At 64.9% G+C, this 24534-nt stretch carries 22 protein-coding genes; 12 read left to right on the top strand and 10 right to left on the bottom strand.

The window, feature by feature from the left end; translation table 11 throughout:
- The first annotated feature begins 185 nt into the window (after window positions 1-185).
- Window positions 186-1820, top strand: a complete 1635-nt coding sequence (locus QRQ56_RS15235) for an alkaline phosphatase family protein (RefSeq protein WP_438741160.1) — start codon at window positions 186-188, stop codon at window positions 1818-1820.
- 147 nt (window positions 1821-1967) lie between these two features.
- On the opposite strand, the gene QRQ56_RS15230 is transcribed toward QRQ56_RS15235, so the two are convergent.
- On the bottom strand, window positions 1968-2933 hold the full coding sequence (locus QRQ56_RS15230; protein WP_438741158.1) for a Bug family tripartite tricarboxylate transporter substrate binding protein: 966 nt from the start codon (window positions 2931-2933) through the stop codon (window positions 1968-1970).
- A 206-nt stretch (window positions 2934-3139) separates the two neighbouring features.
- Here QRQ56_RS15230 and proB point away from each other — a divergent pair, with 206 nt between their 5' ends.
- Window positions 3140-4261, top strand: a complete 1122-nt coding sequence (gene proB, locus QRQ56_RS15225) for a glutamate 5-kinase (protein WP_438741155.1) — start codon at window positions 3140-3142, stop codon at window positions 4259-4261.
- A 15-nt stretch (window positions 4262-4276) separates the two neighbouring features.
- On the opposite strand, the gene QRQ56_RS15220 is transcribed toward proB, so the two are convergent.
- Together QRQ56_RS15220 and QRQ56_RS15215 are read right to left on the bottom strand one after the other, a co-directional pair.
- Window positions 4277-4573, bottom strand: coding sequence for a type II toxin-antitoxin system RelE/ParE family toxin (locus tag QRQ56_RS15220; RefSeq protein WP_438741154.1), 297 nt, complete (start codon window positions 4571-4573; stop codon window positions 4277-4279).
- Window positions 4563-4844, bottom strand: coding sequence for a type II toxin-antitoxin system ParD family antitoxin (locus tag QRQ56_RS15215; RefSeq protein ID WP_438741152.1), 282 nt, complete (start codon window positions 4842-4844; stop codon window positions 4563-4565). The genes QRQ56_RS15220 and QRQ56_RS15215 overlap by 11 nt, the downstream gene beginning before the upstream one ends.
- Before the next feature lie 192 nt (window positions 4845-5036).
- Between QRQ56_RS15215 and QRQ56_RS15210 the strand changes: the two genes are divergently transcribed.
- From QRQ56_RS15210 to QRQ56_RS15170, 9 genes are all read left to right on the top strand, one after another.
- Window positions 5037-6332 (top strand): glutamate-5-semialdehyde dehydrogenase, encoded by a 1296-nt coding sequence (locus QRQ56_RS15210; protein WP_438741149.1) that lies wholly within the window; start codon window positions 5037-5039, stop codon window positions 6330-6332.
- 23 nt (window positions 6333-6355) lie between these two features.
- A complete protein-coding gene (locus QRQ56_RS15205; RefSeq protein WP_438741147.1) occupies window positions 6356-7000 on the top strand; it encodes a nicotinate-nucleotide adenylyltransferase in 645 nt (214 codons plus the stop codon).
- Window positions 7001-7234: 234 nt separating this feature from the next.
- Window positions 7235-7591: a ribosome silencing factor gene (rsfS, locus tag QRQ56_RS15200; protein ID WP_438741144.1), complete on the top strand. Its 357-nt coding sequence runs from the start codon at window positions 7235-7237 to the stop codon at window positions 7589-7591.
- Window positions 7592-7686: 95 nt separating this feature from the next.
- Entirely contained in the window at window positions 7687-8169 is a 483-nt protein-coding gene (gene rlmH, locus QRQ56_RS15195) for a 23S rRNA (pseudouridine(1915)-N(3))-methyltransferase RlmH (RefSeq protein ID WP_438741143.1), read from the top strand.
- Between the two features lie 32 nt (window positions 8170-8201).
- Window positions 8202-9566 (top strand): murein hydrolase activator EnvC family protein, encoded by a 1365-nt coding sequence (locus QRQ56_RS15190; RefSeq protein ID WP_438741142.1) that lies wholly within the window; start codon window positions 8202-8204, stop codon window positions 9564-9566.
- A complete protein-coding gene (locus QRQ56_RS15185) occupies window positions 9563-10921 on the top strand; it encodes a S41 family peptidase (protein WP_438741141.1) in 1359 nt (452 codons plus the stop codon). Before QRQ56_RS15190 ends, QRQ56_RS15185 begins: the two co-directional genes overlap by 4 nt.
- A gap of 155 nt (window positions 10922-11076) precedes the next feature.
- Complete coding sequence (locus tag QRQ56_RS15180) at window positions 11077-12312, top strand: divergent polysaccharide deacetylase family protein (RefSeq protein ID WP_438741140.1); 1236 nt, start codon at window positions 11077-11079, stop codon at window positions 12310-12312.
- Window positions 12313-12390: 78 nt separating this feature from the next.
- Window positions 12391-12897 (top strand): RNA pyrophosphohydrolase, encoded by a 507-nt coding sequence (locus QRQ56_RS15175; protein ID WP_438741139.1) that lies wholly within the window; start codon window positions 12391-12393, stop codon window positions 12895-12897.
- 180 nt (window positions 12898-13077) lie between these two features.
- Entirely contained in the window at window positions 13078-13578 is a 501-nt protein-coding gene (locus tag QRQ56_RS15170) for an RNA pyrophosphohydrolase (RefSeq protein ID WP_438741137.1), read from the top strand.
- Between the two features lie 210 nt (window positions 13579-13788).
- Here the strand turns inward: QRQ56_RS15170 and QRQ56_RS15165 are convergent, their stop codons facing one another.
- The 6 genes from QRQ56_RS15165 to QRQ56_RS15140 form a co-directional block, all read right to left on the bottom strand.
- Window positions 13789-15480, bottom strand: coding sequence for an adenylate/guanylate cyclase domain-containing protein (locus QRQ56_RS15165; protein ID WP_438741135.1), 1692 nt, complete (start codon window positions 15478-15480; stop codon window positions 13789-13791).
- 150 nt (window positions 15481-15630) lie between these two features.
- The gene (locus tag QRQ56_RS15160; RefSeq protein WP_438741134.1) at window positions 15631-16038 is read right to left on the bottom strand and encodes a F0F1 ATP synthase subunit epsilon; all 408 of its coding nucleotides are present in this window, start codon (window positions 16036-16038) and stop codon (window positions 15631-15633) included.
- Between the two features lie 139 nt (window positions 16039-16177).
- Window positions 16178-17620: a F0F1 ATP synthase subunit beta gene (atpD, locus tag QRQ56_RS15155; RefSeq protein WP_438741131.1), complete on the bottom strand. Its 1443-nt coding sequence runs from the start codon at window positions 17618-17620 to the stop codon at window positions 16178-16180.
- 50 nt (window positions 17621-17670) lie between these two features.
- Complete coding sequence (locus tag QRQ56_RS15150; RefSeq protein WP_438741129.1) at window positions 17671-18546, bottom strand: F0F1 ATP synthase subunit gamma; 876 nt, start codon at window positions 18544-18546, stop codon at window positions 17671-17673.
- A 171-nt stretch (window positions 18547-18717) separates the two neighbouring features.
- Window positions 18718-20247, bottom strand: coding sequence for a F0F1 ATP synthase subunit alpha (atpA, locus tag QRQ56_RS15145; RefSeq protein WP_438741128.1), 1530 nt, complete (start codon window positions 20245-20247; stop codon window positions 18718-18720).
- Entirely contained in the window at window positions 20247-20807 is a 561-nt protein-coding gene (locus tag QRQ56_RS15140) for a F0F1 ATP synthase subunit delta (protein WP_438741127.1), read from the bottom strand. Before QRQ56_RS15140 ends, atpA begins: the two co-directional genes overlap by 1 nt.
- Before the next feature lie 650 nt (window positions 20808-21457).
- Here QRQ56_RS15140 and QRQ56_RS15135 point away from each other — a divergent pair.
- Window positions 21458-21958, top strand: coding sequence for a septal ring lytic transglycosylase RlpA family protein (locus tag QRQ56_RS15135; RefSeq protein ID WP_438741125.1), 501 nt, complete (start codon window positions 21458-21460; stop codon window positions 21956-21958).
- A 315-nt stretch (window positions 21959-22273) separates the two neighbouring features.
- Here QRQ56_RS15135 and QRQ56_RS15130 read toward each other — a convergent pair whose 3' ends face one another.
- Window positions 22274-24484 carry a primosomal protein N' gene (locus QRQ56_RS15130; RefSeq protein WP_438741124.1) on the bottom strand — a complete coding sequence of 737 codons (2211 nt, stop codon included), beginning with the start codon at window positions 24482-24484 and terminating at the stop codon, window positions 22274-22276.
- Window positions 24485-24534: the final 50 nt, after the last annotated feature.

Below are 24534 nucleotides of genomic sequence, written 5' to 3'. Positions count from 1 at the left end.
AGTACCGAACTTCTAGTCTTCGCCAAACTACTCCCTGGGGTTATGGGTCCCTGCGCCCGTGCGCAATTGCGCACTCGGCAGGGACGACACCGGAATGTGTAGCCGCAACCGCGCACCACTGGCAGGTTGCCATCGCGCCTCCAATATCGCAGCATCGCACCATCAAGAAAATGCAGGGATGACGCATGGCGCGCGCGAAGAACGTTCTCTGGATCATGTGCGACCAGCTTCGCTATGATTATCTCGGCTGCACCGGCCATCCCACGCTGAAGACCCCGAACATCGACGCCATGGCGAAACGCGGCGTGCTGTTCAGCAAGGCCTATGTGCAATCGCCGATCTGCGGGCCCTCGCGGATGTCGTTCTACACCGGCCGCTACATGCGCTCGCACGGCTCGCACTGGAACGGCTGGCCCTTGCGCGTCGGCGAGCCCACGCTCGGCGATCACCTGGGCAAGATCGGCGTGCGCAATGTGCTGGTCGGCAAGACCCACATGGCGCCCGATCTCGAAGGCATGAAGGCGCTCGGCATCCCCCCGGAATCGATCATCGGCGTGCATGTCGCCGAATGTGGCTTCGAGCCGTACGAGCGCGACGACGGCCTCCATCCGACAGGGCGGCCGCGTCCGAAATACGACGAATATCTGCGCAGCCAAGGCTTCGAGGCCACCAATCCCTGGGAGCATTGGGCCAATTCCGGCGCCGCGGACGACGGCTCCCTGCAGAACGGCTGGCTGCTGGTGCATGCCGACAAGGCCGCGCGCGTGCCGGACGAGCATTCCGAGACGCCCTACATGACGCGCCGCGCGATGGACTTCATCAGCGAAGCCGAGACTGACGGCCGGCCCTGGTGCCTGCATCTGTCCTACATCAAGCCACACTGGCCCTATATCGCACCAGAGCCCTATGCGAGCATGTATTCGACCGATGACATGATCCCGGTGATCCGCTCGATGCGCGAGCGGCAGAACCCGCATCCGGTGTTCGGCGCCTATATGGACATGCGCTACTCCCGCAACATGGCGCGCGACGAGGCGCGGGAGAAGGTGATCCCGACCTATATGGGCCTGATCACCCAGATCGACGACCAGATGGGCGTGCTGATGAAATTCTTAGGTGAACGCGGTCTTCTGGACACCACCATGATCGTGTTCACCTCCGATCATGGCGACTATCTCGGCGATCACTGGATGGGCGAGAAGGACCTGTTCCACGAGCAGTCCGCCAAGATCCCTTTGATCATCATCGATCCCTCGCAGGAAGCGGATGCGACGCGCGGCACGCGCAGCGAGGCGCTGGTCGAAGGCATCGATCTCGCCCCGACATTCGTCGATTATTTCGGCGGCAAGGTGCCGGGCCACATCCTCGAAGGACGCTCGCTGCTGCCGCTGCTGCGCGGGCCGACGCCGGCGGATTGGCGCAAGGTCGCGTTCTCCGAATACGACTATGCCATGCAGGACGTGCGGCTGAAGCTGAACCAGCCAATCGAGCGCTGCCGCCTGTTCATGGTGTTCGACGGCCGCTGGAAATACATCCACGCCTCCGGCTTCCGCCCGATGCTGTACGACCTCGAAACCGATCCGGAGGAGTTTCTGGATCGGGGCGACGATCCGGATTGCGCCGGCATCATCGCGCGGCTTCAGGCCGAGCTGTTCGACTGGGCACTGCATCCGAACGACCACATCACCACACCGCGCGAGAAGATCGCGGCCTATGCGGACAACCAGCTGCAGGTGAAGGGTGGCGTGCTGATCGGCATCTGGGATGAGAAAGAGCTGGCGTCGATCAAGGACGGAATCGCGCAGCGCGCGAAGATGTAGACGCTCTCCACGAGGTTGCTTCGCGGATACAATCGAGCATCCACCCGCGCCGTCATTGCGAGCGCAGCGAAGCAATCCAGAAATGCATCCGCGGAGACGGCTGGATTGCTTCGTCGCAAGAGCTCCTCGCAATGACGGAGGAGAGACTCAATTCTCGATCTTGTACCCCGTCGCCTTCACGATCGGCTGCCAGAACGCCGTATTCGCCGCGAGCTCCCTGGTCAGCCCGTCCGCATTGCTGCCGACCGGAATCAGGCCGATCGCCGTGAGCTTCTCCTTCACCTCCGGCTTGGCCAGCGCGGCGCTGGCGGCCGCGCCGAGCTTGCTCGCGAAGTCAAGCTGGCTGCCGGCGGGAAGCCACATGCCGTACCAGGCGTCCGCGACGAGATCGATGCCGCTCTCCTTCAGCGTGGGCACCTCGGGCGCGAAGGGCGAGCGTTCGGCGCTCGAGGTCGCGATGATCCTCACGCCCTTGGCGCGATGCTGCGGCAGTGCATCGGCCAATGTCACGATACCGAACGAGATGTGGCCACCAATGATGTCGTTGAGGATCGGCGCGCTGCCGCGATAGGGCACGCGGGTCAGGGGAATGCCGAGATCCTTCTCCAGCTTGGAGCCCATGAAGTGCGGAATCGTGCCGTTGCTCGGCACGCCGAACGAGGTCTTGTCCGGATGCGCCTTCAGCCAGGCGACGAATCCCTTGAAGTCGGCGGCTTCGATCGCGGGGTTGATGGCGACGGCGAATTCGAACCGCGCCAGGAGCGACACCGGCATGAAATCCTTCGCCGTGTCGAAGCTCGGCGTCGTCTCCACCATCGGCAGCAGGTACATTGTGGGGCCCGTGGTCACCAGCACCATGCTGCCGTCGGGGCTCGCACCCTTCACCGCCTTGATACCGATCAGGCCGTCGCCGCCGGTGCGGTTCTCGACCACGAGGGTCCGTTGCAGCGTTGGCGCCATCTCCTGCGCGATCAGGCGGCACAGCGTGTCGCCGCCGGCTCCCGCTGCGAACGGGAAGATGATCTTGCTGAGCCCGGCCTGCGCTTGTGCCTCGCCAGCCTGCGCCAGCAACGGCAGTCCGAGGCATCCGGCCATGAATTTGCGGCGATCCATTCGTTTCCTCTCCGGCCCCATTTTGGTTGGCCGCAGTTAGGACCAGGGCGGCGTCCCCGACAAGGCCGACCTTCGCCATTTACCGCCCCGGCCGCCTTGCGCCGGCCATCGTCCTGCTGCAAAAGCAGGCCTATCGGCGCCGCTCTCTCGCTCCGCCGCCTCCACTGCAGAGCAGATCGCCCGAGCGCGCCGACACACATACAGACATGGCCAGCCCCGAACTCAGTCAATTCCGCCGCATCGTCGTCAAGGTCGGCTCCGCGCTGCTGGTCGATTCCGACAAGGGCGAGGTGCGCTCGTCCTGGCTCGCCGCGCTCGCCGACGACATGGCCAAGCTGCACAAGGAAGGCCGCGACGTCCTCGTCGTCTCCTCCGGCTCGATCGCGCTCGGCCGCAGCCGCCTCAAGCTGCCGCGCGGCCCGCTGAAGCTGGAAGAGAGCCAGGCCGCGGCTGCGGTCGGCCAGATCGCACTGGCTCGGATCTGGTCCGAGGTGCTCGGGGACCACGGCATTGGCGCCGGCCAGATCCTGGTCACGCCCGGGGATACCGAGGAGCGCCGCCGCTATCTCAATGCGCGCTCCACCATCGGCAAGCTGCTGGAATGGCGCGCCATCCCCGTCATCAACGAGAACGACACGGTGGCGACCAACGAGATCCGCTACGGCGACAACGACCGCCTCGCCGCCCGCGTCGCCACCATGGCGAGCGCCGATTTGCTGGTGCTGCTGTCCGACATCGACGGCCTCTACGACGCCCCGCCAAAGAACAACCCGAACGCAAAGCTCATTCCGGTGGTCGAGAGCATCTCCTCGGAGATCGAGGCCGTGGCTGGAGACGCCGAGTCCGAGCTGTCGCGCGGCGGCATGCGCACCAAGGTCGAGGCGGCCAAGATCGCCACGACCGGCGGCACGCATATGCTGATCGCCTCCGGCAAGATCGAGCATCCGCTGCAGGCGATCGCCGATGGCGGCCGCTGCACCTGGTTCCTGACGCCGGCCAATCCCATCACCTCGCGCAAACGCTGGATTGCCGGCACGCTGGAGCCGAAGGGCACGCTGACGATCGATGCCGGCGCCGTGACGGCGCTGCGCGCCGGCGCCAGCCTGCTGCCGGCCGGCGTGATCAAGGTCGAGGGCCAGTTCGCCCGCGGCGACGCCGTGATCGTGCGCGGCCCCGACACCAGCGAGATCGGCCGCGGCCTGATCGCCTACGACGCCGAAGAGGCCGAGCGGATCAAGGGCCGCTCGTCGCCAGACGTCATGACCATTCTCGGCATCAGCGGCCGCGCCGAGATGATCCACCGCGACGATCTCGTGGTGGGCGGGTGAGGCGACGGTACTCAACTATTGCATGTCGTCGGAGTTGATATCCTGTCGGCCGTGCATCACGCGAATGATCTCCACGCCATCAGGCAGCGGGATATAGAAGATCACGTAATTTCCTACCGCTAAACTTCGTAAGCCTGCGCGCAACTCCAGTCGCTCCCGTCCAAGCAGCGGGTTCTCCATCAGCATCTCGAAAATCTCGCCGATGCGTTCGATCTGCTTCTCGGCGGCCGTAGCGCTGTCCGAAGCAATGAAGTCCCAGATTGCATCGAGATCGAGATCTGCTTGTGGAGCTTTGCGGAATCTATTGGCCACGTTTGCGCGCCGCCAGCCGTTGCCGTCCCCGCGTCTTGATGTCTTCAATCCACTGATGCAGGTCCTCGATCTCCTCCATCGGCCCGCTATCAAATCCCTTCTGGATCTCCTCTCGCAGCGCCTGCAGCTTGAGCTTGCGCTGTTCTTCGCGCTCCTCGACGAGACGCAGACCTTCGCGCATCACCTCGCTCGCGCTGGCATAGCGTCCGCTCTCGACGAGACCGTCGATCAGGGCCTCGAAATGTTTGCCGATGCTGTAACTGCTGGCCATGGGAAGCTCCGGTATCAAATAATGATAATTATTGATATTTCGACGAACCGCAAGCCGCCGGCGGGCCTTCCGCACGACTCGGCCATTGGCCGACCCAGCGGCGCAAACCGGGCCTCAGCCATACCCTCCCGACCCTTCGCAGGCCCGGGATTTCCGTGCTAGGACACCGCCTTAGCAAAGGTTGAAACTCCCATGGCCGCCCCCCTCAAAGCCGTCGACGGCAATGCCGATCTTCAGGCGCTGATGTCCGATCTCGCCACCCGTGCCCGCGCCGCCGCGCGCGTGCTGGCGCTGGCGCCGCCGGAGCAGAAGAACCGGGCGCTCGAAGCCATGGAACGGGCGATTCGCGCCAATGCGGCCGCCATTCTCGCCGCCAATGCCGAGGACGTCGCGGAAGCCCGCGCCTCCGGCAATGCCACCTCCTCCTTCATCGACCGCCTGACGCTGACGCCCGCGCGGGTCGAGGGCATGGCCGAGGGCATCGCCATCGTGCGCGGCATCGCCGATCCCGTCGGCACGGTCACCGAGAGCTGGCAGCGCCCGAACGGCATGACCATCGAGCGCGTGCGCGTGCCGCTCGGCGTGGTCGGCGTGATCTTCGAGAGCCGGCCGAACGTTGCCGCGGACGCCGGCGTGCTGTGCCTGAAGTCGGGCAACGCCGTGATCCTGCGCGGCGGCTCCGACAGTTTTCGGTCGTGCCGCGCGATCCATGAATGCCTGGTGCAGGGCCTGCGCGAAGCCGGTCTGCCCGAGGCCGCGATCACGCTGGTGCCGACGCGCGACCGCGCGGCGGTCGGCATGATGCTCTCAGGCCTCAATGGCTCCGTCGACGTCATCGTGCCCCGTGGCGGCAAGAGCCTGGTCGCGCGCGTCGAGCAGGAAGCGCGCGTGCCCGTGTTCGCGCATCTCGAAGGCGTCAACCACGTCTATGTCGATGCCAGCGCCGACCTCGCCATGGCGAAGTCGATCGTGCTCAACGCCAAGATGCGCCGCACCGGCGTCTGCGGTGCCGCCGAGACGCTGCTGGTCGATCGCGCCGCTGTTGCGACGAATTTGAAGCCGCTGGTCGAGATGCTGATCGAGGCCGGCTGCGAGGTGCGCGGCGACGACGCCGTGCAGAAGACCGACGCGCGCGTCAAACCCGCCAGCGACGACGATTGGGACACCGAATATCTCGACGCGATCATCGCGGCGAAAGTGGTGGACGGCGTCGACGGCGCGATCGCGCATATCCAGGATCACGGCTCGCACCACACCGATGCGATCGTCAGCGCGGATGAGACTGCGGCGAGAAAATTCCTCAGCGAGGTCGATTCCGCGATCGTGCTGCACAACGCCTCGACGCAGTTCGCCGATGGCGGCGAGTTCGGCTTCGGCGCCGAGATCGGCATCGCCACCGGCCGCTTCCACGCCCGCGGCCCCGTCGGCGCCGAGCAATTGACCAGCTTCAAATATCGCGTTCACGGCACCGGGCAGACGCGGCCGTAAGTAACGTTGCAAGGCGCGGGGCATTGAGCAACAATTTCGTCGTCCCGCGCTTCTTCGCGCAGGCCATACCCACCCACACTTCGGGCATGCGCATCGGCCTGCTCGGCGGTTCGTTCAACCCGCCGCATCAGGCCCATCGCGCAATCAGCCAGTTCGCGCTCAAGCGATTGCAGCTCGATCGCGTGTGGTGGTTGGTGACGCCAGGCAATCCGCTGAAGGAGAACGGCACGCTGTATGAGCTCGGCGAGCGCATGCAGGCGGCGCGCGAAATTGCCGACGACCCGCGGATCGAGGTGAGCTGTCTCGAATCCGTCATTCGGACCCGCTATACTATCGACACGATCAACACCTTGCGCCGCCGCCTCTCGGGCTTGCGCTTTGTCTGGATCATGGGCGCCGACAACCTCGCTCAATTCCATCGATGGCAGGACTGGCGGCGCATCGCCGGCCAGGTACCGATGGCGATCATCGATCGTCCACCGCAGAGTTTTCGTGCCCTGGCCTCGCCCGCCGCCAAAGCCCTAGCGCGTTACCGCTTGCCCGAGAACAAGGCGGCGCTGCTCGCGGATCAGCCGGCGCCGGCCTGGGTATTCCTGACCGGATTGAAGCTGAATCTGTCCTCCACGGGCCTGCGGAACCCGGACGGCAGCTGGAAAGGTACGAAGTGAGACAGAGTGTGCGGACGGGGGGCGGCTCCGGGCTCTCTGGCATATTGAAACCCTTAACCCCACATGATGTAGTGTAACCAGTGAGCGTCGGATTCGGCGTTCGCGATACAGTGAAAGGAATGGTCCCTGACCACATCTGTATTGTCCAAATCAGCCTCGACGAAGTCAGCTTCAACGAAGTCTGTTTTACCCAAGGCAAAGCCGGCGCGTAAAACATCGACCAAAGCTGCGGCCTTGAAGGCGCAACCCGACGCCGACAAGACGCTGAGCCTGATCCTCTCCCGCCTCGACGACATGAAGGCGGAAGAGACGGTCACCATCGACCTTCGCGGCAAATCGGCGTACTCCGACTACATGATCGTCACCACCGGCCGGGCCAACCGGCACGTCGGCGCGATCGCGGAGAACGTCGCCAAGGGCCTCAAGGAAAACGGCATCAAGAACATCCATGTCGAGGGCTTCCCCAATTGCGACTGGGTGCTGATCGATTCCGGCGATGTGATCGTGCACGTGTTCAGACCCGAAGTCCGCGAGTTCTACAACCTCGAGCGGTTGTACACGCAGGGCCCAGGGGCGGCGAAGGCGATCTAGGCTCAAAGGGCCGATTTCGAATCGGCTGACGCGCATGCTAGCGTCGTGCGCGCGCAACCTGCGCGCGGTGTTGAAAACGCGACCCTGAAGAACCCATGCGTGTTGCTGTCATTGCGGTGGGCCGGCTGAAGCAGGGCCCCGAACGGGAGCTTGCCGACCGCTATTTCGAGCGGTTCGAGGAGGCCGGCCGCAAGCTCGGATTCCGCGAGCTCACCATCCACGAAATTCCGGAGAGCCGCGCGCGCGATACCGCGACGCGGATGACCGAGGAAGCTGCGGCGATCTCGGCCCATATCCCCGACAAGGCGATCCTGGTGGCGATGGACGAGCGCGGCCAGAATCTCGATTCCACCGTATTCGCACGGCATCTGGCGCGCTGGCGCGACGAGGGGGCCGGACATACTATCTTCATGATCGGAGGGGCGGACGGACTTTCGCCCGAATTGCGCCGTAAGGCCAAGCTCGCGATCGCGTTCGGCTCTGCGACCTGGCCGCATCAAATGGTCCGCGTCATGCTTCTGGAACAGATTTACCGGGCCGCCACCATTCTGGCCGGCCACCCCTATCACCGCGCGTGATGCGCGCCACAACGAGCACCTTTGCCGACACGATGCGAGCGCCGCTCCTCAACCTGCTGCTGATCACCGGCGTTGCCGGCGCAAGCCTCGCGCAAGCTTGCATAAGCCTCGCGCAAGCTCAGACGGCAGCGCCGCAGACCGCGGCCGTCTCGCCCGATGCGATCAAGCAGCGCGAGCAGGAGCTGGAGGCCGCCCGCGCCAGGCAGAAGAGCGCGGAGGAAGCCCAGGCCAAGCTCAAATCCGAGATCACCTCGCTCGGCAAGGACCGCACCCAGCTCAATCAACAGCTGATCGACACCGCCGCCAATGTGCGCGGGGTCGAGACCAAGATCGACGACACCGAAGCACGGCTGCGAAGCCTGAACGGCCGCGAGCAGGAGATGCGCGCGTCGCTTGATTCGCGCCGCGCCGACATCGTCGAGGTGCTAGCGGCCTTGCAACGGGCCGGGCGGCGCACGCCGCCGGCGCTGCTGGTGCGTCCCGAAGATGCGCTGCAGTCGCTGCGCACCGCGATGCTGCTCGGCGCCGTCGTCCCCGAATTGCGCGGCCGCGCCGAAAAGATCGCAAGCGAGCTCGGCGAGCTCGTGGCCTTGCGCAAGACCATCGCCACCGAACGCGACCAGCTCGCCTCCGACCGCGACAAGGTCAGGAGCGATCAGACCCGGCTCACCGCCCTCGTCGACGAGCGGCAGCGCCAGCAGGCGGCGCGCGAGAAGGATCTCGACGCCGAGAACTCGCGCGCGATCGCGCTTTCAAGGCAGGTCGGCGATCTCCAGGGGCTCATCACCAAGATGGAGCAGGACCTGCAGAGCGCCGCCAAGGCGGCCGAGAAGGCCGCCGAAGCGGCCAGGCAGGCCGAGGCCAAGGAGGCCAAGGCTGTGGCGGCAAACGCGGCCGCCAGCGCCAAATCGGGGCCGGGCGCGTTCAAGGACCGTTCCCGGACCACCCCGGCGATCGCCTTCGCCTCTGCCAAGGGCCTGCTGCCGCTGCCGGTTAACGGTAACAAGATCAGGGATTTTGGCGGTTCCGACGGCGTCGGCGGGGTCCAGAAGGGCATTTCGCTGGCGACCAAGCCGGGCTCCCAGGTCACAACGCCGTGTGACGGCTGGGTGGTCTATTCCGGCCCGTTCCGCAGCTATGGACAACTCTTGATCCTCAACGCCGGGGGCGGGTATCATGTCCTGATCGCCGGGATGGAGCGCATTTCGGTCAACATCGGACAGTTTGTGCTCACGGGGGAGCCGGTCGCGACCATGGGGTCGACATCTCAAGTCGCCTCCATTCTCGCGACGAACGCGAGTCAACCTGTGCTGTATGTCGAGTTCCGTAAGGACGGCACTCCAATCGATCCAGGCCCATGGTGGGCCGCAAATGAAGGCGAGAAGGTTCGCGGATGATGCGCAAGACTTCAGTAATCCTCCTCAGCGCAGCCACGGGCGCAGCGCTGATGCTGTTCGTGACGCAGCCGCGCGCGGTGTTCATGGGCTCCAGCGCGCGAGCCGCCACCGCTGACACCTATCGCCAGCTCAATCTGTTCGGCGACGTCTTCGAGCGCGTGCGCTCCGACTATGTCGAGAAGCCCGACGACACCAAGCTGATCGAATCGGCCATCAGCGGCATGCTCACCGGCCTCGATCCGCATTCCAGCTATATGGATGCCAAGAGCTTCCGCGACATGCAGGTGCAGACCCGCGGTGAGTTCGGCGGCCTCGGCATCGAGGTGACGATGGAGGACGGCCTGATCAAGGTGGTCTCGCCGATCGACGACACGCCGGCCTCGCGCGCCGGCATCATGGCCAACGACATCATCACCAATCTCGACGACGAGGCGGTGCAGGGCCTGACCCTGAACCAGGCGGTCGAGAAGATGCGCGGCCCGGTCAACACCAAGATCAAGCTGAAGATCATCCGCAAGGGCCAGGACAATCCGCTCGACGTCACGCTGGTGCGCGACAACATCCGCGTCCGCTCGGTGCGCGCGCGCGTCGAACAGGACGACATCGCCTATATCCGAATCACCACCTTCAACGAGCAGACCACCGAGGGCCTGAAGCGCGAGGTCGCCAACCTCTCGAATCAGATCGGCGACAAGCTCAAGGGCTACATCATCGACCTCCGCAACAACCCGGGCGGCCTGCTCGAGGAAGCGGTCACCGTCTCCGACTCGTTCTTGGAGAAGGGCGAGATCGTCTCGACCCGCGGCCGCAATGCCGAGGAGACCCAGCGCCGCACCGCGCATGCGGGCGACCTCACCAAGAGCAAGCCGGTCATCGTGCTGGTCAATGGCGGCTCGGCCTCGGCGTCGGAGATCGTCGCCGGCGCGCTGCAGGACCACAAGCGCGCGACCATCGTCGGCACGCGCTCGTTCGGCAAGGGCTCGGTGCAGACCATCATCCCGCTCGGAAGCGGCAACGGCGCGCTGCGCCTGACCACGGCGCGCTACTACACGCCGTCGGGCAAGTCGATCCAGGCCAAGGGCATCGTGCCCGACATCGAGGTGCTGCAGGACGTGCCGGACGAGCTGAAGGCACGCACCGACACCAAGGGCGAGGCTTCGCTGCGCGGCCATCTCAAGAACGACGGCGACGAGAAGACCGGCTCGCAGTCCTACGTCCCGCCGGACGCCAAGGACGACAAGGCGCTCAAGCTCGCCGGCGACCTGCTCCACGGCATCAAGAACAGCGCCTCGGCCGCGCCCGCCCCCGGCGGCGACAACAAGGCCACGACCGACAAGCCCAAAGCGGCCAACTAAGTCGGCGCCACACGCGATCTCACGAAAAGGGCGGCTCCCGGAGCCGCCCTTTTTGCTTGGAACTCTTGGCAGCTCCCGGCATCCCCGGCCTATCCCGGCCTGCCGCCGCTTGACCGTGGCGTGGTATCGTCGGCAGCAGTGATTCGGGATCTCGCATGACTGAAACGGCCGATGATCTGAGCACCCCGCTCGGACAGGACAAGCCGCGCCGGAAACGCCGGCTGCGGCTGCCGTTCACGGCCATGCAGTTGCTCGCCGTTCTGCTCGGCCTTTTCCTGCTCAGCTTTGCCGGCTTTGCCATCTTCAACAAGGATCCGCTCGGCGGCGAGCCGATGAAGCGGATCGCGATCGGTGATTCCAAGGCGACCGACGAGAAGCCGGCAGCCTCCGGTCACGGCCAGGACGGCAAGAACGAGAGCAAGCCGGACAGCAAGCACGAGACCAAGGAAGCGCCGAAATCGCCGGGCGAGCAGAAGACCGTCACCATGATCGACGGCTCCACCGGCGCGCGCCACGACGTGGTGATCGGCGCCGGCGATGCCGCCGAAAAGAGCGAGGCCGCGGCTGCTTCGGCCCCGCCGCCGGTCATGGCCGGGATCGACCCGAAGATGCTGGAGAAATCGCGCTACGGCATGATCCCGATGGTCGCCGGCGACCTGAAGCCTTTCAACGTCTATGCCGCGGACGCGGACCGCGCCAAGGCCGCCAAGATGCCGGTGGTCGCGATCGTGATCGGCGGCCTCGGCGTCGGCGCCGCCAAGACCACCGATGCCATCATGAAGCTGCCGCCGGCGGTGACGCTGGCTTTCACGCCCTACGGCGCCGATCCCGGCAAGCTCGCCGAACGCGCCCGTGCGCAGCGCCACGAGATCTTCCTGCAGATCCCGATGGAGCCCTACGATTTCCCGGACAACGACCCCGGCCCGCAGACGCTTCTGACCTCGCTCAGCCCCGACCAGAACATGGACCGCCTGTACTGGCATCTAAGCCGGATGCAGGGCTATGCCGGCATCACCAATTTCATGGGCGCGCGCTTCGTCGCGACCGAGCCTGCGATGCAGCCGATCATCCGCGAGGCGGCCAAGCGCGGCCTCGGCTTCTTCGACGACGGCTCCTCGCCCCGCAGCATCGCGTCCCAGGCCGCGGGCAGCGCGGCGATGCCGTTCGGCAAGGGCGACATCGCGATCGACGCGGTGCCGACCCCGACCGAGATCGACCGCGCCTTGAACAAGCTGGAATCGGCGGCACGCGAGCGCGGCGCGGCGGTGGGCACGGCCAGCGCCCTTCCCGTCTCGATCGACCGCATCAGCGCCTGGACCAAGACATTGGGCGACCGAGGTATCCTTTTGGTGCCATTGACAACCGCGATGCTGAAATCAAAATCCAGCTAAATCAACGGATTGGTGCGGCCCGGGTCCTGGCGGGGGACCGGTTGGGCCGAACCTGCAGCATGCAAGAGGTCTGGCGGAATGGCGCGTTACGAGGATCTGCCCTACCGGACCTGTGTCGGTGTGATGCTGCTCAACAGCAAGGGTCTCGTGTTCATCGGCCGCCGTGCCGGCGGCATCGAGCATGTCGACGACACCCATGTCTGGCAGATGCCGCAAGGCGGCGTCGATCCCGGCGAGGACAATTGGGAAGCCGCCAAGCGCGAGCTGTATGAGGAGACCAGCGTGCGCTCGGTCGAGCGGCTCGGCGAGGTCCCGGACTGGCTCACCTACGACATCCCGCGCACGGTCGCGGGGCGTACCTGGAAGGGCCGCTACCGCGGCCAGCGCCAGAAATGGTTCGCGGTGCGCTTCACCGGCAAGGACAGCGAGATCAATGTCGAGAAGCCCGGCGGCGGCGGCCACAAGGCCGAATTCGTGAACTGGCGCTGGGAGCCGATGAAGAACCTCACCGGTCTGATCATTCCCTTCAAGCGCCCGGTCTACGAGCGCGTGGTGCAGGAATTTTCCGCGCTGGCCGATGAATGAGCCGGGTCACCTGCCGCCATACTCTCGGTCGTCGTCCCCGCGAAGGCGGGGACCCATAACGCCGGGGAGAAATTGGACAGGCGATGGCAACCACGAGCTTTCCACAAATCCCGGCCTGTGGTTATGGATTCCGAGCTCGCGCTCTGCGCGCCCCGGAATGACGACGATAGAAAGATTTGCGTGACGACTGAAAAGCCCTACCGCCCCAATGTGGGCATCGCCCTCTTCAATGCCGAAGGCCGCGTGCTGATCGGCCACCGCTTCAAGGGCGATGGCCCTGAGATCATCCTGCCGGGGCTCGACTGGCAGATGCCGCAGGGCGGCGTCGACGAAGGCGAGAATCTGCGCGATGCTGTGATGCGCGAGCTCTGGGAGGAGACCAACGTTGTCAGCGCAAGCTTCCTCGGCGAGACCGACTGGCTCACTTACGAATTCCCGCCCTATGACGGCCCGCAGACGCATCGCCTCGCGAAATTCCGCGGCCAGCGCCAGAAATGGTTCGCGCTGCGCTTCACCGGCAAGGATGACGAGATCGATCCGCTGACGCCGCGCAACGGCCAGCCCGCCGAGTTCGACGCCTGGCGCTGGGAGCGCCTGGACCGCGTTGCCGACGTCGTGGTGCCCTTCCGGCGCGAGGTCTATCTCGCAGTGGCGCGAGAGTTTGCGCCCTTCGCGAACTAAAATCGCGAAAACAACCCCATGCACAGTAGAACGGGGTTTGAAATCATGAGGAAATTTTCGCCGAACTTTTAAGTGTGAGGGGCGCTCGCTCTCCCGCTCCCTACACCTCAAGGGCAGGCATTTCCCGACAATCCCAATGCGGAGACAGCCCCCACCCCAGCCCTCCCCCGCAAGCGGGAGAGGGAGTCGACTGCCAATGCCGCGGCATCGCTAATTGATCGGTCCCACCGTGAACGGGCCGATTGCTATGACGTGGCAGTCGCTGTCGCGCTTGGCGCAGTCGGCGAGCGCGGAACTGACGGCCGCCTGCTCGTCGGCGGCCTTGAGGCCGAGGCCCGGCCGGCCGGCGGTGCCGACGGCGATTGCGGTCCAGCCCATGGCGTCGCCGATCTTGCGCACCACCTCGCCGCGCGCATCTGCCAGGATCGAGGCGTTGGAGGCGGCATGGAAGAAGCCGGTGATCCTGAACAGGGTCGGGATCGGCACGACGAAATTATCGTCGATCGCGACGACCATGCACGCGGTGCCGGCAATCGCGCCGCACGATTCCAGCGACCGGCGCGCCGCGTCCTCCGCCGATGTCGCGCCGAGCACCATGAAATATTGTCCGCCCGGGCCGAGCGCGACCGAGCGGGATTTCGCCGCCGGCACGAAGATGTTCTCGAGCCGGACCTTCTGCGGCTCGCGCACCATCGGAAAATCCTTCGAGACGAAGGCCCGCTCGGTCATGGCGTCATGCCGGAAGTAAGGAGCTGCCGGCATCGGCGGCTTGCCATGCGCATACACGACATTGTTGCCGACCGCGTAGAGCTCGCAGCGCCGCGGCGATTGCGCGGCGTCGGCGCGCTTCTGGCACTGCTCGAGCGCGGTGTTGCGCGCGGCCTCTTCGCTCGCCTGGTTCAGCGCCGAGCCGGTGAAGCCGCCGACATTGAGCGCGAAAGCCTTGTGATCGCCGGCGCTCGCATAATCACCCGCAAGAAAACTGCGCACGCGCTCGTTGATGAAGGGCACACTGTCGGCGGGGAATTTGCCTGATATCGGCGATTCCGACGGCGACGGCGCCGGCATCGGTGCCATCGCGGCGCCGGCATTGGACGGCGCCATCGGGGCCATCGGCGCCTTGGCGAGCTGGGTCGGTGACGGGCTCGGCGTCGCGGCACTTGCCGTTGGCGTGATGCTGGGCTTCGCACTGGGCGCTGCGCTGGGCGTCGCGGCCGGAGTCGGCGCGACACTCGCCGTCTGCTTGAGCTTGGTGTTGTAGAGGAAGCCGGAAACGCCGATGCCCACGATCGAGACCACCGCCACCACCAGCGGCCACATCCACACGGGAGTGGCGGCGAGCCCAGAGGCCGGCTTCTTCAGCTGCGGCTTGGAATAGGTGCCGTCCTCGCGCCGCATCGCCACCATGTAGGCGTGCACCGGCGTCGGGATGTTCTTGACCTCCTGCGCGCCGATATCGGCGAACTGCACCGAGAGCTTGTTGGCGACCTGCTCGTGCACCGCGCGGGAGACGCAGATGCCGCCGACCTCGGCGAGCCCTTCAAGTCTTGCCGCGATGTTGACGCCGTCGCCTAAGAGATCGCCGTTACGCTCGACCACGTCGCCGATGGTGATGCCGATGCGGAACGACATCTGCCGGCTCGGCGGATAGGCCATGTTGCGGGTTCGCAGGCTTTCCTGGATGTCGATCGCACAGCGCACCGCGTCGACGGCGCTCGGGAATTCCGCGAGCACGGCATCGCCGGCCGTATTGAAGATGCGCCCACTGGCCTTGGCGATGAAATCGTCGATGACCTCGCGATAGGAGGCCAGACGCCGCAGCGTCTCCTCCTCGTCTTCCGCGACCAGTCGCGAGTAGCCGGCAATATCGGCTGCAAGAATCGCTGCGATCTTGCGTTTCATCAGTTACCCGCCCCGGGAACAAATATGCGGGCAGAATGCCGCGATCCCCGGCACGGTGCAACAAAGTTTCGGCGCCCGCCACTTCCGTGACGAGCGCCGAATCGGTTCGAAAATCTGAGACCTTGGAGCCCCGAAGCGATGCCTCGGGGCTTAATGCATGGCCGTCGCGTTGAGCTGATGCTGGATGCTCTTGAAATGGTCGAGCCGCTCGATGGCCTGATCGAGCTCGCTGCCTTCGTGCTCCTTCAGGCTTTCCTGCATTCCCGCGATCGTCTCGGCGAACTTGGCGCGATCGAGCTCGGCCACCGAGGTCGCGACGTCGGCGAGCACGGTCAGGCCCTTTTCGGAAACTTCGGCGAGACCGCCGAGCACGATGACCTTCTCATGCTTCCCGCCGGCGGTGATGGTGAGAATGCCCGGGCGGATCGCAGCCACGACCGGCGCATGTCCGGCCAGCACGCCGAAATCACCCTCGACGCCGGGGATGTCGACCTGATCGACCTCGCCAGAGAATGCGAGCTTTTCCGGCGAGACGAGATCGAAGTGGAAGGTGGCCATGGTTTTTCCGCTTGCTTCGCTTGTCACCCGCGGGCCTGACCCGCGGGTCCATCAATCAACGAAAGTTCTCTCTCGATGGATCGCCGGGACGTTAGCTTGAAGACGCGCTTCGCGCTTTCGCCCGGCAATGACGAGATGCTTAGGCCGCCTCAGCAGCCAGCTTCTTGCCCTTCTCGACGGCTTCTTCGATGGTGCCGACCATGTAGAAGGCGGCTTCCGGCAGGTGGTCGTACTTGCCTTCCACCAGGCCCTTGAAGCCCTTGATGGTGTCGGCGAGGTCGACGAACTTGCCCGGCGAACCCGTGAAGATTTCGGCGACGTGGAACGGCTGCGACATGAAACGCTCGACCTTGCGGGCGCGCGCCACCGTCAGCTTGTCCTCTTCCGAAAGCTCGTCCATGCCGAGAATGGCGATGATGTCCTGGAGCGCCTTGTAGCGCTGCAGCACCTGCTGGACCTGACGGGCGACCGCGTAGTGCTCCTCGCCGACGACCAGCGGGGAGAGCATGCGCGAGGTCGAGTCGAGCGGATCCACCGCCGGGTAGATGCCCTTTTCGGCGATCGAACGCGACAGCGTGGTGGTCGCATCCAAATGCGCGAACGAGGTCGCGGGCGCCGGGTCGGTCAAGTCGTCGGCCGGAACGTAGATGGCCTGCACCGAGGTGATCGAGCCCTTCTGCGTGGTGGTGATGCGCTCCTGCAGCGCGCCCATGTCGGTCGCGAGCGTCGGCTGATAACCCACGGCGCTCGGAATACGACCCAGCAGCGCCGACACTTCCGAGCCGGCCTGGGTGAAGCGGAAGATGTTGTCGACGAAGAACAGCACGTCCTGGCCCTTGTCGCGGAAGTCTTCCGCGATGGTCAGACCCGTGAGCGCGACGCGGGCGCGGGCGCCCGGCGGCTCGTTCATCTGGCCGAACACCAGCGCGCACTTCGACTTGACGCTCGGGTCCGGATTCTTCGGATCGGCGTTGACCTTGGACTCGATGAACTCGTGATAGAGGTCGTTGCCCTCGCGGGTACGCTCGCCCACGCCGGCGAACACGGAGTAGCCGCCGTGCGCCTTCGCGACGTTGTTGATCAGTTCCTGAATCAGCACGGTCTTGCCGACGCCGGCGCCGCCGAACAGGCCGATCTTGCCGCCCTTGGCGTACGGGGCCAGAAGGTCGACGACCTTGATGCCGGTGACGAGAATTTCAGCCTCGGTGGACTGGTCGGTGTAGGTCGGCGCTTCCTGATGGATGGGGCGCAGAGCTTCGGTCTTGACGGGACCTGCTTCGTCGATCGGCTCGCCGATGACGTTGATGATTCGGCCGAGCGTGCCTTCGCCGACGGGAACGCGGATCGGCTCGCCGGTATCGGTGACTTCCTGGCCGCGAACCAGACCCTCGGTCACGTCCATAGCGATCGTGCGCACGGTGGATTCACCGAGATGCTGCGCAACTTCCAGCACGAGGCGGATGTTGCCGTTCTTGGTTTCCAGCGAATTGAGAATGGCCGGGAGGTGGCCCTCGAACTGAACGTCGACGACGGCGCCCATGACCTGGGTGACGCGACCGACCGGGTTAGCTGCTGTAGCCATGAAGCTCTCCTTCGAAATTCTTTACTTGAACGACCGTCGTTGAGTTCGCGTCAGACCGCCTCGGCGCCGGAGATGATCTCGATCAGCTCCTTGGTGATCTGGGCTTGACGGGTTCGGTTGTAGATCTGGGTTTGCTTGCGGATCATTTCGCCGGCGTTGCGGGTGGCGTTGTCCATCGAGCTCATCTGCGCGCCGTAGAACGAAGCGTTGTTTTCCAGCAGTGCGCGGAAGATCTGCACCGCGATGTTGCGCGGCAGCAGGCCCGAGAGGAGCTCGTCCTCTTCCGGCTCGTATTCGTAGGACGTCGACGGCGCGTTCGCCGCCTTTTCTTCCACAACGAGCGGAATGATCTGCTGTGCGGTCGGGATCTGAGCGATCACCGACTTGAACTGCGCGTAGAACAGCGTGCAGACGTCGAACTCGCCGTTCTCGAAACGCGCCAGCACCTTTTTCGCGATGTCCTCGGCGTTGACGAAACCGAGCTGACGAACGCTGCGTAGGTCGAGATGCTCGACGATCTGCTTGTCGAACAGACGACGAAGCTGCTCGTAACCCTTGCGGCCGACGCAGAAGAATTTGACTTCCTTGCCCTGCGCCATCAGCGCCTGGGCGCGTTCGCGCGCGAGACGCACGATCGACGAGTTGAAGGCGCCGGACAGGCCACGCTCGCCGGTGCAGACCAGCAGCAAATGAACCTGGTCCTTGCCGGTGCCGGCAAGCAGCGCCGGTGCGCCGGGCGAACCCGCGGCGGCGCTGGCGATGTTGGAGATCACCGCGCTCATCTTGTCGGCATAGGGGCGTGCAGCTTCCGCCGCCTGCTGGGCGCGGCGCAACCTGGATGCCGCGACCATCTGCATGGCCTTGGTGATCTTTTGCGTCGCCTTGGTGGAGGCGATGCGCACGCGCATGTCTTTAAGTGACGCCATTCTTCGTTCACCCCGGCGATCAGCCTGTGGCTGGACCGCGACCCTATCCTGTCGTCATGCCCGGGCTTGTCCCGGGCATCCAAGTCTTGCCTCCACGCCGTGACGCGTGGATGGCCGGGACTTCAGTTGCGAAGACGCGCTTCGCGCTTCAGCCCGGCCATGACGGCGTTCTTACGCGAAGCTCTTCGCGAAACCTTCGACCACCGACTTCAGCTTCGCAGCGCTGTCGTCGGAGAGATCGCGGCTGTCGCGGATCGCATTGAGGATGTCGACGTGCTTGCCGCGCAGCAGCGAGAGCAGGCCGTCCTCGAACGCACGCACCTTGTTGACCGGCAGCGGATCGAGATAGCCGTTGGTGCCGGCCCAGATCACGCAGACCTGCTCTTCCATCTTCAGCGGCGAGAACTGCGGCTGCTTCAGGAGCTCGGTGAGGCGCGAACCGCGGTTGAGCAGACGCTGGGTCGAGGCATCGAGATCGGAGCCGAACTGCGCGAACGCCGCCATTTCGCGGTACTGCGCCAGCTCGCCCTTGATCTTGCCGGCGACCTTCTTCATCGCCTTGGTCTGCGCCGACGAACCGACGCGCGACACCGACAGACCGACGTTCACCGCCGGACGGATGCCCTGGAAGAACAGGTCGGTTTCCAGGAAGATCTGACCGTCGGTAATCGAAATCACGTTGGTCGGGATGTAGGCCGACACGTCGTTGGCCTGGGTTTCGATCACCGGCAGCGCGGTGAGCGAGCCCGAACCGTGGTCCTTGCTGAGCTTTGCCGCGCGCTCGAGCAGGCGGGAATGCAGATAGAACACGTCGCCGGGATAAGCTTCGCGGCCCGGCGGACGGCGCAACAGCAGCGACATCTGGCGATAGGCGACGGCCTGCTTCGACAGATCGTCATAGATGATCACGGCGTGCATGCCGTTGTCGCGGAAATACTCGCCAATGGTGCAGCCGGTAAACGGCGCGATGTACTGCATCGGCGCCGGGTCGGACGCGGTGGCGGCGACGATGATGGAATATTCCAGCGCGCCCTGCTCTTCCAGCACCTTGACGAACTGGGCAACCGTCGAACGCTTCTGGCCGATCGCGACATAGACGCAATACAGCTTGATGTTCTCGTCCGGCTGCGCGTTGAGCGGCTTCTGGTTCAGAATGGTGTCGAGCGCGATCGCGGTCTTGCCGGTCTGGCGGTCGCCGATGATCAGCTCGCGCTGGCCGCGGCCGACGGGGATCAGGGCGTCGATCGCCTTGAGGCCGGTCGCCATCGGCTCGCTCACCGACTTACGCGGAATGATGCCGGGCGCCTTGACGTCGACGCGCATGCGCTTGTCGGCCTGGATTGGGCCCTTGCCGTCGATCGGATTGCCGAGACCGTCGACAACGCGGCCGAGCAGGCCCTTGCCGACCGGCGCGTCCACGATGGCGCGGGTGCGCTTGACGGTCTGGCCTTCCTTGATCTCACGGTCGGCACCGAAAATGACGATACCGACGTTGTCGGTTTCGAGGTTCAGCGCCATGCCGCGGGTGCCGTTCTCGAACTCGACCATTTCACCGGCCTGGACGTTGTCCAGACCGTAGACGCGGGCGATGCCGTCGCCGACGGACAGCACCTGTCCGACTTCGGAGACTTCAGCTTCCTGGCCGAAATTCTTGATCTGGTCCTTGAGGATCGCGGAAATTTCCGCGGCGCGGATGTCCATCAGCCTGCCTCTTTCATCGCGTGCTTGATCGAATTGAGTTTGGTGCGAAGCGAACTATCGATCATGCGGCTGCCAAGCTTCACGACGAGGCCACCGATGATCGAGGGATCGACATTCACGTTGAGCGCGACGTCCTTGCCGGTCACCGACTTCAGGGCAACCTTGAGGGCGTCGAGATTCTTGTCCGAGAGCTTTTCCGCCACGGTCACGTCGGCCGTCACTTCGCCCTTGAACCTGGCGACGAGCGCGCGGTAGGCGCGGATGACGTCCGTCACCGCGAACAGGCGGCGGTTGGCGGTCAGCACTTTGAGGAAATTGGCGGAGATGCCGGCAATGCCGGCCTTGGCCAGCACGGCGGTGAGAGCCCTGGACTGGGCCTCGGCGGCAAACACCGGGCTGCGGACGAGGCGCTTTAGATCGGCGCTCTCGTTCAGCAGGGCCTCGAATTTCTCGAGGTCGGCCTTGACCTCGTCGACCACTTTCTGGTCGCGGGCCAGTTCAAACAAGGCCGTTGCATAACGGCCGGACACACCGGAAACGGACGTATCTTCTGCAGCCACAGACGCGCTCTTTTTGCTGTCAAACTCGCAAGGGAAAAACCGTCGCCACGAAGCGGCGCCAAGCGATCCAAGCCCTTGGAATTCAAGCGGGACTTTGATTCTCGGCCGACACGGGAGGTGCCGGATCCGTTAAAATCGCGGCTTTGCTAACATAGCAGGCGCGCACGTGCAACATGACGCCAAATTAAAGGCGCGAGCTTCTGTCGCCAGTTCGTCGCACGCCGTGACGCCGTCTTGATGATCGGGAGGACGGCGCCCCGCGTCACGGAATTGCCGTGCACCCTCCGGTACCGCCCAGCCATTTCGTTCCTGCCTCCAGCGCATAGCGGCCATGAACACGGCTCGCTGAGGCGTGACCTCAAGCCCGACTGCCAGCTCTTCCCGAATACTTACTGAATTCTAAACGCGGAAGATGATGACTTCGTTTTACAGTAATTCAAAGTAATCGTTAGGTTAACGAATCGTTAAAATTCAGGATTACGGAACATCGGCTGCAATATCGATGCCAGTCACAAGATATTTCATGACGACACAGAATGGATTTACTGCCCAATTCATGCCGCATTGGGAATCGAAACGCCAAACCGCTCACAAACTGATGGGGGCTCCACTAGCCACATATGTGGCAATACTAGCTTAGGGACCACTAAATGCTGTCTTTGAAGACGCTGGGCTTTGTGACCCGGCCGCGTACGGCGATCGCTTTCGTTGCCGCAACTCTCCTCATCGGTGGAACTGCCACCGAGGCTTCCGCCAAATCCCGCCACCACCGGCATCATCATCACCGCCACCACGCCCAGGCCGATACCAACGCGACTTCCGATTGGCGCAACGCCAATGCATCGATGACGCCGACCTCGGGCTCGGGCCACAGCTTTTCCGGCATGGCCTCCTATTACGGCAATGAATCCGGCAGCCGCACCGCTTCCGGCCAGCGCTTCAACCAGAACGCCCTGACCGCGGCGCACCGCTCGCTGCCGTTCGGCACCAAGCTGCGCGTCACCCATCGCGGCTCGAGCGTCATCGTCACCATCAACGACCGTGGCCCGTTCATCCGCGGCCGGGTTCTCGACCTCTCCACGGGTGCTGCCCGCGCCATCGGCCTCACCGGCGCCGGCGTCGGCCGCGTTACCGCGGAAGTCGTCTCCTAAGGCGCGTTAGCGCCCCAGTGATCGCGCAGTTTTCATCAGTTTTCTGCGCGAATGAAACAAGCCCGCGGTCTTGGGGGACCGCGGGCTTTTTTGTTTGTGCTTCGTAGCCCGGATGGAGCGCAGCGTAATCCGGGGTCTTCGTGCGCGCTGCGCTCCATCCGGGCTACGGTTGATGCAAGAAGTGAGACTTGCGCACTGCTCTCTCGCCGTCATTGCGAGCGCAGCGAAGCAATCCAGGATCTTTCCGCCGAGGGACTCTGGATTGCTTCGTCGCTCCGCTCCTCGCAATGACGGTGAGAGAGCGGCGCGTCGTCTCTACAAAAAGCTCTGCGGATCGACGTCGACTTCGAGCTTCTGATTGCCCGTCGCCTTCGGGCAGACGGCGAGCCAATTGCGCAAATAGTCCGACAGATCGAAGCCGCGCGCCGATTTCACCAGGATGCGGAAGCGGTAGCGACCCTTGATGACGGCGAGCGGCGCTTCGGCCGGCCCCAGCACCACGACGCGCTCGTCGCGCGGCGCGAGCGCGACGATACGGCGGCCGAGGCCTTCGGCGCTCGGGCGATCTCCGGCCGAGATGATCAGGCTCGCGAGCCGGCCGAACGGCGGATACAGCGTGCGTTCGCGCAAATCGATCTCGCTGTCGTAGAACGCCTCGCGATCGCAGGCGATCAGCGCCTTCATCACGGGATGATCGGGCTGGTGCGTCTGCAAGTACCCTACGCCGCGGCCCTGCTCGCGGCCGGCGCGGCCGATCACCTGGTTGAGCAATTGCCAGGTGCGTTCCGCCGCGCGCGGATCGCCGTTGGACAGGCCGAGATCCGCGTCGACCACGCCGACGAGATTGAGCCTGGGAAAATTGTGGCCCTTGGCGACGAGCTGCGTGCCGATGATGATGTCGACGCGCCCCTCCGCGATCTCGGCGAGCTCCGAGCGCATGGTCTCGATCGAGGTGATGAGGTCGCTCGACAGCACCATGGTGCGGGCTTGCGGAAACAGCGCGGCTGCCTCCTCCTGCAGGCGCTCGACCCCGGGGCCGACCGCGACCAGCGATTCCTCGGCCGAGCAGTGCGGGCAGAGATGCGGGCGCGGCATCGAGAAGCCGCAATGATGACAGACGAGGCGCTGGCGAAAACGGTGATCGACCAGCCAAGCATCGCAGATGGTGCAGGCGAAGCGATGGCCGCAGCCGCGGCACAGCGTCAGCGGCGCATAGCCGCGGCGGTTGAGGAACAAGAGCGCCTGCTCGCGCTTCTCGATCGCGCCGCGAATCTCGCCGGCGAGACGCGGCGAGATGAAGCGGCCGCGCGCCGGCGGCTCGCGGCGCATGTCGATGGCCTCGATATGCGGCATGTGCTGACCGCCGAAGCGCGAGGGCAGCGCAACGCGCTGATAGCGGTTTTTGCGGGCGTTGACCTCGGACTCCACCGACGGCGTCGCAGAGGCCAGCACGACAGGGATCTTCGCGATATGCCCGCGCACCACCGCCATGTCGCGGGCGTGATAATGCACGCCCTCGTCCTGCTTGTAGGCCTGGTCGTGCTCTTCATCGACGACGATCAGGCCGAGATCGGCGTAGGGGAGAAACAGCGCCGAGCGCGCCCCGACCACGACCGGCGCGGTGCCGCCCGAGATCGCGGCCCAATTGCGCGCGCGCGTGCGCGGGGTCAGCTCGGAATGCCATTCGATCGGCCGCGCGCCGAAGCGCTGCGCGAAGCGATCGAGGAACTGGCCGGTGAGCGCGATCTCCGGCATCAGGATCAACGACTGTTTTCCCCGGCGGATAGTTTCCGCAACCGCCTCGAAATAAACCTCGGTCTTGCCGGAGCCAGTGACGCCGTCGAGCAGCGCGACATGAAAGGTGCCGTTGGCCGCGAGCGCACGCATCGCGTCCACGCCGGCCCGCTGCAGCGGCGAAAAATCCGGCCGGCCGAAATCCGGATCGGGCCTTGGTGGCGGCGCAGGCGGCGGCATCGGCTCGACCGTGAGCGTGCCCTCGTCGACGAGGCCGTCGATCACGCCGGCGGAGACGCCCGCTTCTTTCGCCGCTTCCGACTTGCCGTGCAGCAGCCGGTCCGACAGCACCTCGAGCAGGCGCGCCCGCGCCGGCGTCAGCCTCTTCGGGGGATCGCCGACCAGGCGCACGCCGGGACGGACCCGCTCGGGGCCGAGATTGTCGCCCATCCGCAGGCACATGCGCAGCACCATGCCGCGCGGGCTCAGCGTGTAATTGGCGACCCAGTCGACCACCTGTCGCAGCTCGGGCTTGAGCGGGGGAATGTCGAGCTTCTCGCTGACCTCCTTGAGGCGATTGTGCAGGCGCGGATCCGGATTGGTGTTTTCGCCCCAGACCACGGCCAGCACCTCGCGCGGCCCGAGCGGCACGCCGACGAGATCGCCCGCCTTCAGCTCCATCCCGCGCGGCACCTTGTAGGAATAGGTCTGGTCGAGCGCGACCGGCACCAGCACGTCGACCATGCCGGTCGCGTTGGCGGGGGCGGCGTTGCTGCGGGACGAGTGATCCATGGAGAGGGAATCGGAACCTTTGGGCTTTCAGCCTAGCGCCGGGGCGCGAC

Origin of the sequence: Bradyrhizobium sp. U531 (assembly GCF_051710265.1) — a bacterium.
Lineage (GTDB): Bacteria > Pseudomonadota > Alphaproteobacteria > Rhizobiales > Xanthobacteraceae > Bradyrhizobium.
This window is presented reverse-complemented; position numbering and strand designations above follow the sequence as displayed.

Coding starts and splice junctions, on each gene's coding strand:
- QRQ56_RS15180 (WP_438741140.1), top strand. CDS start 11,077: ATGACTGAAACGGCCGATGATCTGAGCACCCCGCTCGGACAGGACAAG.
- QRQ56_RS15175 (WP_438741139.1), top strand. CDS start 12,391: ATGGCGCGTTACGAGGATCTGCCCTACCGGACCTGTGTCGGTGTGATG.
- QRQ56_RS15210 (WP_438741149.1), top strand. CDS start 5,037: ATGGCCGCCCCCCTCAAAGCCGTCGACGGCAATGCCGATCTTCAGGCG.
- QRQ56_RS15130 (WP_438741124.1), bottom strand. CDS start 24,484: ATGGATCACTCGTCCCGCAGCAACGCCGCCCCCGCCAACGCGACCGGC.
- QRQ56_RS15190 (WP_438741142.1), top strand. CDS start 8,202: ATGCGAGCGCCGCTCCTCAACCTGCTGCTGATCACCGGCGTTGCCGGC.
- QRQ56_RS15185 (WP_438741141.1), top strand. CDS start 9,563: ATGATGCGCAAGACTTCAGTAATCCTCCTCAGCGCAGCCACGGGCGCA.
- QRQ56_RS15135 (WP_438741125.1), top strand. CDS start 21,458: ATGCTGTCTTTGAAGACGCTGGGCTTTGTGACCCGGCCGCGTACGGCG.
- proB (WP_438741155.1), top strand. CDS start 3,140: ATGGCCAGCCCCGAACTCAGTCAATTCCGCCGCATCGTCGTCAAGGTC.
- QRQ56_RS15235 (WP_438741160.1), top strand. CDS start 186: ATGGCGCGCGCGAAGAACGTTCTCTGGATCATGTGCGACCAGCTTCGC.
- rlmH (WP_438741143.1), top strand. CDS start 7,687: ATGCGTGTTGCTGTCATTGCGGTGGGCCGGCTGAAGCAGGGCCCCGAA.
- QRQ56_RS15150 (WP_438741129.1), bottom strand. CDS start 18,546: ATGGCGTCACTTAAAGACATGCGCGTGCGCATCGCCTCCACCAAGGCG.
- atpD (WP_438741131.1), bottom strand. CDS start 17,620: ATGGCTACAGCAGCTAACCCGGTCGGTCGCGTCACCCAGGTCATGGGC.
- atpA (WP_438741128.1), bottom strand. CDS start 20,247: ATGGACATCCGCGCCGCGGAAATTTCCGCGATCCTCAAGGACCAGATC.
- QRQ56_RS15215 (WP_438741152.1), bottom strand. CDS start 4,844: ATGGCCAGCAGTTACAGCATCGGCAAACATTTCGAGGCCCTGATCGAC.
- QRQ56_RS15165 (WP_438741135.1), bottom strand. CDS start 15,480: ATGAAACGCAAGATCGCAGCGATTCTTGCAGCCGATATTGCCGGCTAC.
- QRQ56_RS15160 (WP_438741134.1), bottom strand. CDS start 16,038: ATGGCCACCTTCCACTTCGATCTCGTCTCGCCGGAAAAGCTCGCATTC.
- QRQ56_RS15230 (WP_438741158.1), bottom strand. CDS start 2,933: ATGGATCGCCGCAAATTCATGGCCGGATGCCTCGGACTGCCGTTGCTG.